The 14,366-nt window shown below is 44.7% G+C and carries 9 protein-coding genes and 1 pseudogene; 1 reads left to right on the top strand and 9 read right to left on the bottom strand.

Features of this window, described 5'->3' with window-relative positions:
• Window positions 1-3 precede the first annotated feature (3 nt).
• Window positions 4-1,500, top strand: a complete 1,497-nt coding sequence (locus MHB82_RS14740; protein ID WP_341175088.1) for an amidase — start codon at window positions 4-6, stop codon at window positions 1,498-1,500.
• A 398-nt stretch (window positions 1,501-1,898) separates the two neighbouring features.
• On the opposite strand, the gene MHB82_RS14735 is transcribed toward MHB82_RS14740, so the two are convergent.
• The 9 genes and pseudogenes from MHB82_RS14735 to ppsA form a co-directional block, all read right to left on the bottom strand.
• Window positions 1,899-3,026, bottom strand: a complete 1,128-nt coding sequence (locus MHB82_RS14735) for a Ger(x)C family spore germination protein (protein ID WP_341175087.1) — start codon at window positions 3,024-3,026, stop codon at window positions 1,899-1,901.
• Window positions 3,013-4,116 (bottom strand): GerAB/ArcD/ProY family transporter, encoded by a 1,104-nt coding sequence (locus tag MHB82_RS14730; protein ID WP_341175086.1) that lies wholly within the window; start codon window positions 4,114-4,116, stop codon window positions 3,013-3,015. The genes MHB82_RS14735 and MHB82_RS14730 overlap by 14 nt, the downstream gene beginning before the upstream one ends.
• A gap of 3 nt (window positions 4,117-4,119) precedes the next feature.
• Entirely contained in the window at window positions 4,120-5,613 is a 1,494-nt protein-coding gene (locus tag MHB82_RS14725) for a spore germination protein (protein WP_095358053.1), read from the bottom strand.
• Window positions 5,614-5,865: 252 nt separating this feature from the next.
• Complete coding sequence (locus MHB82_RS14720) at window positions 5,866-7,146, bottom strand: DUF4179 domain-containing protein (protein WP_341175085.1); 1,281 nt, start codon at window positions 7,144-7,146, stop codon at window positions 5,866-5,868.
• A pseudogene (locus tag MHB82_RS14715) lies at window positions 7,122-7,286 on the bottom strand (RNA polymerase sigma factor); the annotation flags it as partial. The pseudogene MHB82_RS14715 and the gene MHB82_RS14720, both read right to left, overlap by 25 nt.
• A gap of 15 nt (window positions 7,287-7,301) precedes the next feature.
• Entirely contained in the window at window positions 7,302-7,658 is a 357-nt protein-coding gene (locus MHB82_RS14710; RefSeq protein ID WP_341175084.1) for a sigma factor, read from the bottom strand.
• 293 nt (window positions 7,659-7,951) lie between these two features.
• Window positions 7,952-9,985 (bottom strand): methyl-accepting chemotaxis protein, encoded by a 2,034-nt coding sequence (locus MHB82_RS14705; protein ID WP_341175083.1) that lies wholly within the window; start codon window positions 9,983-9,985, stop codon window positions 7,952-7,954.
• Between the two features lie 369 nt (window positions 9,986-10,354).
• Window positions 10,355-11,488 (bottom strand): serine hydrolase domain-containing protein, encoded by a 1,134-nt coding sequence (locus MHB82_RS14700; RefSeq protein ID WP_341175082.1) that lies wholly within the window; start codon window positions 11,486-11,488, stop codon window positions 10,355-10,357.
• Between the two features lie 239 nt (window positions 11,489-11,727).
• Window positions 11,728-14,352: a phosphoenolpyruvate synthase gene (gene ppsA, locus MHB82_RS14695; RefSeq protein WP_341175081.1), complete on the bottom strand. Its 2,625-nt coding sequence runs from the start codon at window positions 14,350-14,352 to the stop codon at window positions 11,728-11,730.
• Window positions 14,353-14,366: the final 14 nt, after the last annotated feature.

Below are 14,366 nucleotides of genomic sequence, written 5' to 3'. Positions count from 1 at the left end.
GTCATGTCTTCATTCTCATATACGTCCTATGATGCCATAGGTCTGGCTGAACTGGTTCGCTCACGGGAAGTTTCCCCCGTTGAATTGCTGGAAGCGGCTTATGCTCGCCTAGAAGAAGTTAATCCGCAGCTTAATGCGGTCATTCGTACATATGAAACACGCGCACGTGAGGAAGCCGGCTACGTTCGTCCAGATGAACAGCCTTTTGCAGGCGTTCCATTGCTCCTCAAAGACATCTCGCAATCGCTGGAGGGGGAAATCCTGACTTCCGGTTCCCGCCTTCTCAAGGATCATCGGGCTTTGCGCAATTCTAACTTTGTATCCAGACTCCGGGATGCAGGCTTTGTTATTATTGGACATACGAACACACCGGAATTTGGCCTCAAAAATATTACTGAGCCCCTTCTTCATGGTCCGAGTCGCAATCCGTGGAACACGAATCATTCACCCGGGGGTTCAAGCGGCGGTGCAGCCGCAGCTGTTGCTTCAGGTATCGTACCTATGGCCGGAGCCAGTGATGGCGGGGGTTCGATCCGGATTCCAGCCTCCTTCAGTGGACTATTCGGACTAAAACCTACTCGGGGACGGACTCCTGTTGGACCAGGTGTAGGCCGTCAATGGCAAGGTGCATCCATCGACTTCGCGCTATCCCGGACTGTACGAGACAGTGCCGCCTTACTGGACACCCTGCAGGTCATTCAGCCTGAAGCCGCGTTTCATGCCCCGCTCTTTCCGGGCAGTTACTTGGCCGATATGAACTATCCGCACCAACGCAAACTAAAGATTGCTTATACCACGGATTCACCTGTTGGCACCCCTGTCAGCGAGGATGCAAAGGAAGCAGTGTACAAGCTGGTTCGGTGGCTGGAAGAACAAGGTCATCACGTGGAGGAGAAATTGAGTCCGGTCAACGGTGTTCGGTTGATGGAGAACTATTATATGATGAACAGCGGTGAAATGGCGGCGATGATCGCCTCCATGGAGCATGCGTTGGGCCGATCTTTGACATCGAGCGATATGGAAATTGAATCCTGGGTGCTGGCTGAGGCAGGCAAAAAGGTAACGGCTGCGGAATTCGTTCACAGCCTCGCCGAATGGGACGTGGCTGCCGCACAGATGTCTACGCTCTTCGAGCGATACGACTTCTATATCACACCCGTTAATGCTTTTCCTGCACCAAAGGTTGGAGAGCTAACTCCTCATGAGGAGCAAATTCAGCATCTGATGCAGATTAGCGAATTGGACAAGGTGCATCAGCAGCAATTGATCTATGAAATGTTTGAGCCAAGTCTCACCTACACTCCCTTCACCCAACTTGCTAACCTGACAGGCCAGCCTGCGATGAGTGTTCCGCTGCACCTCACAGCTGATGGCTTGCCGATGGGCGTGCAAGTTATGGCAACCAAAGGGCGTGAAGACTGGCTGCTCCATCTGGCTGGCCAGTTGGAAGCATCCGGACTGTGGATAGGAATGAATGGAAACCCACTTTTCCCTGTCTAAATTAAAAAAGGACAACGAACTAACTCCGCGACCTATTGAGTATATTAAGAGTCACGGAGTTAGTTGTGTGTTCGATTTTATGGTAACAATAACATTGCGTTAAGCATGTTTATTCAATTTTTAGATCCGAATTAGGCACACCTATTTCAGGTTTTCCAATTTCGCGCTCAATTAGTTTACATAATATTTATTATGTTAGGAAGTGAGAGAAATTCTTAAATTTAAATTCACATTCATGAAAAGGTACATCTCGTTCAATGAGCTAACGGCATTATCGATTGCGTTGAATTGTTCTTCTGTAAGTCGGCTTTCATCTCCATCCCAATCACCTAACCACCAGAAGAACGAGCAATTATTGCGGTATTCCATAAACATAGGAATAGTCTTGATCTGTTAGATTACTCTACTGCCCCGGTGGCAGCGATTCGAAGATCAACTTCGACATCAAACTGGGCACGGGATAGCTCTTTTCCCCATTGGTCCTGCACTTCCTTGTACAACGGGTACTGAAAAGCCCGTGCATAGAACCCGAAACCGACAGGGTCTATTTCGTGCTGCTGGATTTTTTTAATGAGCTTCTCAATGGCTACTGTCATTTCCTCGCTCAATTTTTTTTCCATGTTTTTGAAATTATCCTGAAGTTCAAATTCAAGAAACTTTTCCGTGATGGCAATAGTTGATTTTACTTTTACCTTGTATCGAAATTTCCCGTTCTCATGAGAAGATTTAATCTTTACTGAGGTGCCTCCTAGCGTAAAACTTACTTTATCTATGTTATACGGAACTGTTTGTTGGAGTTTATCTACAGGATAAGTGAGACTGATTCCGGGTCCCGCCTCCCTTTTCAAAATTTGAAGAAGTGAAGTTTCCTGATAGGTCAGGGACGTTCGGTACTGGGCTTGCCTAGATAGGAGAGTCGTTCCTTTAAGTATGATCTTGTTATTCTCAATCTTGATTTCCGAGATGGCAGGAGTCATCGCCCGGTCGTACAATTGTCGATGCAGCTCTTGCGCAGTTGTTGAGACCGTAGTCGAAATTTGGCTTCCTGATTCGACAATCGCTTTTAAAAACATGAGTATTGGCGGCTGATCCTTCGATTGAAAGTTAAAAATATCCGAAACTGGGCCATCAACTGCGATGATCCTGTCGGTAATCGTATTTCGCGGATCACGAAAGGTCACATCCAATACTTTAAACCAATCTTTATATTTAAGTAATTCTTTCCCTACAACAATGACCTGAAAATTCCGTCCTCCTACCGAACCTGGAAATTGAGCATCCTGCTGATTCTTGGACGATCTTAATCCCTCAGCTAACCCTTGCGCTTCGCGGCTTTTCTTTTGAATGTCTTTGCTGAATACAGGGGCGGAGACATAATAATGGAGCTTTTGGTCTTCGACATCCAAGCCCAATGCCAATGGTACGGTAGCATCTTCCAAATTGGTTTTTCCACTTCCGCAGCCTGTGATTGAGCACACCCCTATGCAAACTACAATAAAAATACCCGTTTTATTAACCCATTTCATGTTTGTTCCCCCCCTTCCATTTGTTGAAAATAACGACATACAAAAGAATGGCTGCAGGCAATACGAATTCCATCACAAATCCGATGAGATTGAGTGAATTGTTGATTTGTCCAGCTGCCATAAAACTCGGGCGATAGATGAAAAAACTGATCTGTATCACAATACACCATACAGCAAGGTGAATATTGTCCTTACCTTTTCCCAGCAACGAGGCAGAGCATCTGGAAACAATGTGCATGGAGGGAATCCAAATACATGAGAAGATAAACAGATAAAATGCAATAAACAACACTTCGACCCGTTCAATAAATTGAAATTCAATAGACTTCAAAATACTAATCACCGGATCATTGTATTCTCCGATCTCATCAGGACTAAAATAAACAAAACAAATAATGGTGATCCCCAAATATGCCAGGCAAGTCAGGGAATTGGAGATTACCATAGCAGTCATAGCCTTTTCCTTTTTCACCAAATGAGGGTACAGAAACAAAACCAGTACAATACCCAGCAAGGGATAGATCATGATTTTTATGGAAGTAAATATGGGAAGCCAACCCTCTTTAAATAGTGGGAGCAAGTAAAGCCAGTGAGCACGATTCAGCGTTGACACATAAACCAGGGGAATCCACATGGAGAGCATCGAAACAATTTCGGTGTACCGCCCGATCACCTGAAATCCATGCTGCGCAATCTGGTAGGTAGGAATCAGAAGCAGAAAGGCCAGAATATAAATTAACGTCGTCGGCATCAACCAGAGTTTAATGACAAGCGTAGCAACCGCGTAACCGTCATATGCGAGCAGCAAAAAATAAATCATAAATAGAAGAGTAACCAGTTTTGCCGCCCACCGGCCCATATAACGCTGAACTAATTCAAGTATTGTATTGTCCGGACTATGTTTCATTAATTTCACCATTGCCATGGAGGCTAACATGGCGAGCCCCCATCCTAAGAAGACCGTCATCCAACCATCCGTTCCAGCATGTCTTGCAAGCTCTCTTGGAAGAGCCAGGAAGGCAACACTGATCTGGAAAGTAGAAATGATAAGGATGAATTGAAGCGTCGTTATCGGGCGATATGTCTTCATCTACTAATTCTTCTCCTTCCATTCCCTGCTATTTCCTTGTCGTCTTGTCTGGCGTGATCGCGTGCTGATCGGGCGCGTGTTCATCATCCATAACGGCAACCGGAGTAAGGTATCCTTCCAATCTACAGGTCTGAATGGAGCAATAGGCGTACTATAAGAAGTGTTTAGTGAGTTTAACGTTATTAATCTGCCGATTATGGTCATCATGCCGACTACCAGTCCAATGAACCCGAACCAGGTGGCGAAAACCATCATCATAAAACGCATTAATCGCACAGCAGCAGCCATATCCTGATTCGGAATAATAAATGAGGATATCGCTGTGAACGCGACTACGATAACCATGACATTGCTAATCAAACCAGCCTGTACAACCGCTTGACCAATGACAATACCTCCAACAATGCCCACCGTCTGACCAATTGGAGCCGGAAGTCGAACCCCTGCTTCCCTTAGCATTTCAAGAGTCAGTTCCATGATGATTGCTTCCACAAAAGGAGGAAACGGAACCTGGCCCCTGGATTCACCAAGCGTTAACAACAGCTTCATGGGTATAATTTCATAATGAAATGAAATAACGGATATGAAAAAACCCGGCAGAAAGATAGCGACAAAAAAAGCAAAAATACGCAATGATCTAAGAAATGACGAGATGGACCATCTGGAACTGTAATCATCAACCGTTTGAAAAAAGGACATAAACGTAACTGGAGCTACCACTACACTGGGCGAACCATCAACGACCACGACACACCGACCTTGCAATATTTGCGAGGCAGCAGCATCCGGTCTTTCTGTCGTGATGATCTGAGGAAGCAAAGCGAGCGGTTGGTCTTCAATAAACTCAACTAATTCGCCCGTATTAATAATGGCGTCTACATCGATGGATTGAATGCGTTCTTCAAGAACTTTTACAACCTCAGGATCAACTACATCCTCCAAATAAAGCAACGATACGGCCGTCTGGCCTCGTGTCCCAACGATATACCGTTTAAGCTTTAATTCCTTGTCCGCGATATAGCGTCGAATTAAGGCTACATTTTGAGAGCCGTTTTCTATAAATCCCTGATGCGCCCCTTTCAGTGAAGGCTCTTGCTGAGGGTCTTCAATTGCACGCTGGGGAATACCTTTCGTATCCAGTACATAGGCGTCACTTCGCCCTTCAATAAAAAGCACACTATAACCGATCATAATGGAACGTTTGAGGTCCTCCCACTTAGAATAAGGCTTTACATACCCCACTGTTGTGATGAAGTCTTCCGACGGGTTACCGGACTCTAGCTGAAGCGGAGCAAGAACATCATGATTCAGTATCGTTTTGTCAGTCATTTCGTCCATGTATATGATGGCAGCTTGTTCACCGGTTTGTTTAATGTATAGCTTCCGAATGATCAAGTCGGGAGTATTCGTAAAGATTTCTTGAATTCTGGCGGTGGATTCATTCAAACTTGGTGTGATGCTATCATCTTTCGGAATTGTGCCAGATGGTTCGCTCATTTTCTCACTCCACCCCCTTCTTCAAGCAGCATTTCCTTATTATGACGATTATTTACGTGTATATGCATTTTGCTTTGGAAAGACAGACTCCAAACTTGAAACAAAAAAAGTCGCTAAACTTAGCGACTTGTAGTTGTGTAACATTATTTTTCCTGTTTTGAGACATATGAAGAATACATATGGATGAATATAACTTTTTACTTTTAAACTCACGAGAAACTTTTCATTTCCATGGATAAATATGTTATAACTTCAGTTCGGTTTTTTCATATCAACAGTGACTTCAAGGTCTTGAAAATATTTCGTTGGATTGAAAACAGGGGTGGCGATCTGGATAGATTCCGTGCTGTTGACATTGGAAAATGTAACCTCATACGTGTCACTACCCTCAATCCGAATCGGAGGGCTCACTCTTGGAAATGGATTACCCATTCGATCGTAAAGCCAAATATCGCTTACTTGTTCATTAATACGTTCTCCTGTAACTTCAAAGGTAAGGGTCAGTTGGTTATTCTCCCATTGCTGATCCAATATGATGAGAGACCCTACTTCTCCCTGCAGAATAGTGATCGGTCTCCCCTTCCAATCCAAGTTTAATTTTGCCGTCGTATAAACTGTACTTATATAGGGTGTGATTGTGACATGGTTGGGCTGAGAATCAAAGGGCTCATAAAGGTACTTGTATTCACTACTGTCCCCAGTCATACTCATACTTTGCTTACCCGTAGTCCTCAAAACATGATCATGTTCATCTCTCACCATAAATTCTAATATCCCGATCGCGCTATATGTATCTTGTAGGCGAAAGGTCAACTGCGTTGTCGTTGGATACAGCGCAAGTGCATCATAACTCATTTCATAGTCTTTCCACATTCCTGATTTAGCAATTGGAATTGTTTGATAACTTCCTTGACGCTCGATCGGGATCTCGACATACGTGGTTGTCTCATCAAGTGAAACAATACCCAGGGTAAACTTGTCTGGCAACTTTTCTTTTGGATCTATATGAAGCCTTCCAGCATACGTGCCATTCTCCAGGTTCAGAGCAGGGGCGCCCGAACTATAGTTCCAAACTGGCTTACCATTCACTGTAAATTTGATATTGCTTGTAAACTCAAAAATATTATCGTTAAGTGTGGATGCAATCCAGCCGAGGTGGATGCAAGAACCATCGTATAGACTCTCTATAAACGTAACGTCCAGATCACCAATTCGTACCTGTTGATTAAGTTTTTGTGATATTCCTAACTGGTTCCCGCTCTTTACTCCATCGTCCCCTAGTAACTCAAAGACAGATCCAATGATTGGTATGGATTTCACAGCATCTGCAAATGCGGGAGACAAAGACGCCATGCCAACCAAGAAAGCTAATGAAGCAGTAATAGCTGTTGATGTATAGAACAGGCGTCTACGTGATCTTTTATGTTTGTGTTTTGTTGTCAGTTCGTTAAGCGTTTGGGTCATGAATATATCCATGTTTTCGGGAAGTTGACAATTCACTTGTTCCTTTAGTTGCTGCTCCCATTTTTCCATGCATAGCCCTCCTGCTTCCCCAAGATATGTCGTGCATTTTCACGAGCACGGCGTAACCTCGTTTTGATCGTATTTTCGGATTTTTGATAGATCTCAGCCAAATCCTTAATGGAGATATCATTAATGTGATACAGCTCAAGGAGTCGCCTGTCTTCTCAAGGTAACGTCTCAAGTAACTGTTCCAATTCAATCCGTTCATATCCATCCTCATATGTAAAAGGAACATTAAAATCACCTAGGTCTGTCACTTTTTTATTTTGCCGATGAATCAGGTTACATTCGTTAATAACAATGCGGAGCAGCCAAGTTTTGAAAAAAATAGGATCTCGTAGTGTCTTGATCTTTTCGAACGCCTTCAAAATTGACTCTTGCATGGCATCTCTACAATCCGCATCCCGTGTAAGAATAGTTTTGGACACTTGGTACATAACGACTTTATGTGCTTGTATCAGATTCTCGAAAGCTTGAACGTTGCCTCTTTGAGCTCTTCTTACTTCTTTGGGTACGTCCAATAAGTTCCCCTCCTTCCGCGTTGACGAGTGTTAGATGGTTAACATGAACATAAGGTTTCATATTTGCAAAAATTCCGGAGAAAAATCTGCATTTATTATATCAATTCTATAAATGGGTATGATTCAAAAAAATAAAACAACCGTCACCCGATGCAACATCGGGAAACGGCTGCTAGACATAGATACTATATATGTTTTGATCATGCAATCTTCAAGGAATCTGATAAAGATTCATTACGAATTTACAACTGAGGCTAGCTAATGCTCATTTATGGAAAAACTAGCGCTCCCATTTAGACTTTGAATTTATCCGTCAACTCCTGAAGTCTTGCCGCCATACGCGCCAGGTAAGTAGAAGATGAACTGATTTCTTGCATGGAGGCTAACTGTTCCTCGGTTGCTGCGGATACAGTTTGTGCTCCTGCTGCTGTTTCGTGAGACAGATGAGAGATGTCCTCAATTGCAGCTACAACATTGGAAGTCTCCTTCACAATATGTTCCGCCATCGTAGACACTTCACCTGCTTTGCCATTAACAGTGTCTACGGAGAGGTTAATTTCTTCAAACAGACGTCCCGCATGATCCATGATGACCATCCCCGTTGAAACCTCATCCATTGCTGCATCCATGGAACCTTCTGCCTGCTTGATTCCTTCATGAATGGATCCAATCAGTCCGTTTACCTGGTCGGCAGATTGAGCTGCCTGCTCAGCCAGCGTTCCCACTTCCCTGGCCACGACCGCAAATCCTCTACCATGCTCGCCTGCTCGGGCCGCTTCAATGGATGCATTTAAAGCAAGCAAATTAGTTTGCTTTGAAATGTCAGAGATCACCTTAATGATCTGTCCAATCTCCTGCGAGATTAGAACCAGATGGTTGATGCCATCCGACACATGGTTGACGGACTGATGAATGTTGTTCATTTGCGACACAGCTCCCTGAATAACCTCCCCGCCTTCTTTCGATTTTTGGGCAACGTGAGCCGTGGCTACAGCTGTAGTAGAGGCGTTGTCTGCAATATGACCCATGTTTCCGGCAACAACCTGAATGGTTCGCATACTTTGTTCAACGAGCAACACCTGGCGATCAGCACCTTGTGCCATCTGTTCAATGATTTGTGTGATATGTTCTGTTGACGTTGCACCTTGTCCAGCATTCGCAGATAGCTGCTCAGAAGCTGCGGCAAGCTGACTGGATGAATCCGCAACTTCAGATACAATCCCGTTCAGGGATCCTACCATTTGATTATAGGCTTTTCCCAAATCACCAAATTCGTCTCGTGAAGCAATCGATGTATTACGGCTCAAGTCCCCTTGGCCTACTTCAATGGAAAACTCATTCAACGTTTGTAATGGCTTGGTGATAGAACGTACAATGACTACGGTGAGTCCAAAGCCAAGCAGAACAAAGACAAGAATGACCAGAAGTGTATTGTTCCAGATGGGTTCAGCCGCCTGTACGACCTCGATGGGAGAGCGATCGCCAGCAATCTTCCATCCTGTCAACGCGTTGGTGATGTACACTAGATCGCGCGTTTCTCCTTCCGGTGACGTTTGTTCGATCTGCCCGGAGTCTTCATCCAGCATGGATGGTGGAGACCCTTCGCCCTCTTGAGGAACTCCCTGTTCGAGATTCGTGGAAACTTCCTGCGGCCCATCTCCCGATTCCGGTGCTTCTCCTTCCGTGCCGGAACCTTCCGATCCCCAAGACGGTGACACAATCATGGAACCATTAGCACTAAAAATAACGACGAAGCCATTGTCGCCAATTTGAATATCTCCTACGGTTTCCTGAAGTGTACTTAAGTCCAGTGTAACGGCAACAACGGATTTGCCGTCACTCGACGCTAGTGCTACGTCTACACTAGTTTGGCCCGACTGTTCAGAGGTGTAAGGCTCGGACAATACGACGTTTTTAGGGTCAGCAACTGCTTTGGCATAAAACTCATGATCCTTTGGATTGTAATTGCTTGGTTCGTTCTGGTTACTTGAGCTATATGAAAATTGACCATCATCCGTAACAAATACCGCAGCTTCCACTTCCGGATGGTTTTTGGTATAGGCATTTAACAGCTTATCCGGATTTTCAGCAGATGAAATGGAATCGAACAGCTGCCCCACATCTGCTATTGTGCTTTGTATGTATTGATCAACCATGCTGCTTACTAATGAAATGTCTGTATCCGCCATATTGGCGAGCTGTGTATCCACCTGATTCTTGGCCGTGAAGTACGAAAATCCGCCGATGACCAAGCTAGGGAGCAGTAGCATGGCGAGCAGCGAAGCAGCGAGCCTTGTTCGGACCGATCTTATTTTTCTGAATTTCATGTGCATGTCTCCTTATGTACGATGTACGCTGTATGATGTATTTGCTCTGTTAAGCAAGTTAAAACTATTAGCTCAGTGAACTTGATCAAGCTCTCCTTGAGCACAAATCAACTATAAAACAGGTAGCTTAAATGAAACTGAATCCATCCATGTATTAGTCGTTACGACTCCACATGGTTGGTCTCAATTCCAATGTAGATACTAACTGACAGGACCAAATAGACGAAAAAATAAGAAACAGGGACACGCCATAACACGTGTCCCTGTTTCTTTCGTTATAAGGATATATCTTATATACGATGATCTTGTAAACTTTCACTTTCCAGCCAACTTGATTTGTTTACTGGTGCTCTGCCTTCGTCTTCAAAATTATAGGCAGGAGTACACAACATTGCGCAAACGTCTCTGAATGTAAGGCTCTTGGCTATTAAGCAGATGCTGGGCATACATGACAGTGAGCCCGGAGTCGGGATCAATAATCGCCATGCATCCGGCAGCGCCGCTCCAGCCAAATTCGCCATGAGGGCTTAATGAACCGCTCTCCGACTTGGAGATATGCGTACGGACACCGAGTCCAAAACCATATCCGCCCATATGATCCCAAGAGTAATCAGGGCGCGTCATCTCATTCAGATGATCTGTCCGCATTAATTCCACGGATGCCTGCGACAAAATCCGAACACCTTCAGGACTGGTACCATGACCAGTGAGTGCGTTCAGGAACAACGCATAATCGCGTACGGTAGATAGCAGTCCCGCGCCTCCGCTCTCCAATTCCGTACCAACACGGAACCCGTTACCGTCCATGCGGATGGCTTTTTCGAGTTCATCATTGTACGCGTATTGCGGAATCAGACGTGACTGCTGCTCGTCGTTCAGATCAAAAGTTGTGTCGTTCATGCCGAGTGGTCCGGTGATTTCTTCCTGCAGATATGTCCCGAAACGTCTGCCGCTTACCACCTCAATCAATGCTCCCAGCACATCGTGACACATGCTATAGTTCCAATGTGTGCCTGGCTCAAACAGAAGCGGTTCCTTCGCGAGCGCTTTCGCAAACTCGCGAGTTGGCAGTTTCCCATCGGTGCTCTGCACAGCTTCTTTGATAGATGGCGCACCAACGTCATACGAGAAGCCCGCGGTCATTGTAAACAAATCTCGCACCGTAATGGCTCTTGTGGCTTTCTCCAATCGGATCTCACCATTCGGCATGACTTTTTTCACATTCATCTCTGCAAACTCCGGCAGATAGTCGGACACTGGATCACTGAGCAGCATATGCCCTCTTTCTACAAGTTGAAGTGCTGCAACACACGTCATGATTTTGGTCATGGAATAGAGATTGAAGATGGCCCCATCGTTGATCGGTGTTTTCTCCTCTAGATTAGCGTAACCGTTACGATAGTGGAAAACGGTATCATTTTGATGGATGACCATCACCTCAGCCCATGGAATTCTCCAGGATGTGATGCGATCAATAAATGAAGCAAGCGGTTTAAAGTCCATGTTTATCCGTCCTTCTATGTAGAATCTTTTATTATTGCACACTGTGAACCATGGTCACGCCACGAATCACATATTACTACTATACGACCATTTGTAAGCGTTGACTACCATCCGAAATAACTTGTTCCGCAAAAACAAAAAAAGCCGCTAAACTAGCGGCTTGAAGGTAACATGCATATCTCTAACTGCAACTAACTTAGTCTTAAACTCAATCTCATGCTGCCCTTCTGAAGTTGTAGCTACAACGACAATATTTCAATATACCCTTCTGTTCCATGCACACGAATTCTCTGCCCGTCTTTTATACGATTCGTTGCATTCTCCACGCCAACCACCGCTGGCAAGCCGTACTCACGTGCAATAACGGCTCCATGGGTCATCAGTCCACCTACTTCGGTGACTAGCCCTTTGATGGATACAAATAGTGGTGTCCAACTAGGGTCTGTAAAAGCAGTAACGAGAATATCTCCATCTTCCAGCTCAGCCTCCTCCATGTTCAGAATCACACGTGCACGCCCTTCGATAACACCTGAAGAGACAGCGAGACCCACTAATGCTTCTGCTGGGAGGTTATCTCTTTTATACTTACCTCTAATGATTTCACCATCTGACGTGATCACACGTGGTGGGGTGAGTTTTTCATATAGCTTGTATTCATCTTTTCGCCTGCGGATCATCTGGTCATCTACTTTACGGGTACTCACCGCTTCGCGAAGTTCTTCAAAAGTAAGATCATATATATCTTCTTTTTCCCGCAAAATACCCGCTTGAACAAGTCGCTCGGCTTCCTTGAGCAAAGCTTTCTTATAAATGAAGTAACGATGAACCATGCCGTATTTAGGGTACTCTCTGTACCCGCTCAAATTTCGAATGATGTCGATCTTTTCTTTTGTTTCTTGTGCTTTCTGCTCTCCATCAGGCAGCTGCTTCAATCGCTTCAATAATTCCTCTTCTTTTCTCAAAGCCTCCTGTCGCCCTTGCTCAAACTTCCGGCTCCCTTCATTAGGCTCAAAGTTTTTGATATTACCCAGAATCAGGGGAACAAGTGTCAATGGTTTTTCAATCCAGCGAGTTCGGGTTAGATCAATTTCTCCGGCACAGCGCATTCCATATCGCTCAAGATAGGCATGAATCGCTTCTTGTGCTTCCTGGCCACCAGTGAATTGAACAAGATCATCCAGGAATTGATCCTTTTGTACATGTTGTAAGTATTGAACGACCTCAGGATAAGGACGAATCACATCTGCGACATCCAATAAGGCGAGCCCCATTTCGGACGTGATATTGTTTGGAACAGACTGGGAGATCGCATCTGCTGCGTTTTTTTCACCCAACCATTCGTTCATCTTGTCATTGAGCCAGAATGAAGCATTCATACCCGTTGTAATTACAGCTGAACTTCGCGGGTCAAATAATATCTTTCTAAGTTCCTGGATATCTTCCTGAATAAAATCAATCAAGTCAGATCCTGATTTTGTTTGGATCTTTTGTTTCAATTCTTCTATAGATGCTTCATTCTTCTTGATCAAATCCGTAACGATGGACGGATCTTGTTCATTAATTGGAGTTTGAGTGCCTGCTGGGGGCAAACCTCTATTGCCTCTACCGGAATTCTCAGCTTGATTGTCGTTCGGTAATGTTTTCACAAAATCTCCTCGCTCAATTACAGTCATTAAAGCATCTTTGATAAGCGGATCGGATTTCCCAAGGGCATTCACAATGTTTTCTCTGGTGACAGGTGAGACTAGCATAGGCGTTACATCCACGAACAACCTCCCGCCCGCTACACGCATGGGTGCAGGAGTTGTCATGAGATAAAATGACAGTCCGAGTGGTTTGATGGGATCAGTCATCATTTGTTGATGGGCAACAGAAACATACACATGATTTTCTTGATCATTCACTTCAGGGATCGGAAATAACGTCGTAATTGGTCGGCTCTGGACAATGTAGAACGCGCCATCGGACAAGCACCACTCAATATCCTGCGGGCAACCAAAGTATCCTTCAATCTGTCTTCCTATCCGAGCTAACTCCAAAATGTGATGATCCGTGAGTGTTTGAGCTTGTTGCTGATCAGATCGAATTGTTTTCGTCTCAGTCCCTCCTTCTTTACGGGCATAGATTGCGAGTTTTTTGGTTGCAATTCTTTTATCGACAATTTCTTCTTCCCGTACCTTATAACCATCAGCAGATACCAAGCCGGAAACCAGTGCTTCTCCCAAACCATAGCTGGCATCGATGGATAAAAGTTTTCGGCTTGACGTCATGGGATCAGCAGTAAATAGAATTCCTGAAGCCTGAGGGAAAATCATCTTCTGAATAATAACAGCCAAGTATACCTGACTATGATCGAATCCATTCTGCATTCGGTAGATTACAGCACGATCCGTGAAAAGGGACGCCCAACATTTGCGGATATGCTCCAGTATGGCTTCCTTGCCGATGATGTTCAAATAGGTATCCTGCTGACCTGCAAATGAAGCATGCGGCAAATCCTCGGCAGTTGCACTGGAACGCACCGCATATGCATGTTCATCCCCATACTGGCTGAGGTAGCGGCTTACTGCATCGACAACATCGTAAGGAATTTCCGAATTTAAAATGATCTGCCGAATCTCTCTGCTGATTTCACCAATTTGATCTCGTTCTTCTACATGAAGCATCGTTAGTCGACTGAGCAAAGCGTGGAATGTCATGTTCTGTTCGATGGCTTTCTGGTATCCCAACGTTGTAACGCAGAATCCGTCTGGAACTTGAATCCCTTCGCTCTTGGATAATTCTCCTAGATTCAAACCCTTCCCACCCACAAGCCAAAGCTGTGTCTTTTCGATCTCCTGGAAACTGAGAACCATAGAACTCATTCAACATCTCTCCT

It is taken from the genome of Paenibacillus sp. FSL K6-2862 (genome assembly GCF_038005125.1).
In the GTDB taxonomy this organism is placed as follows: Bacteria; Bacillota; Bacilli; order Paenibacillales; family Paenibacillaceae; genus Paenibacillus; species Paenibacillus illinoisensis_A.
Note: the sequence above shows the minus strand (reverse complement) of the source record. Positions and strands in the feature narration are given on the sequence as shown.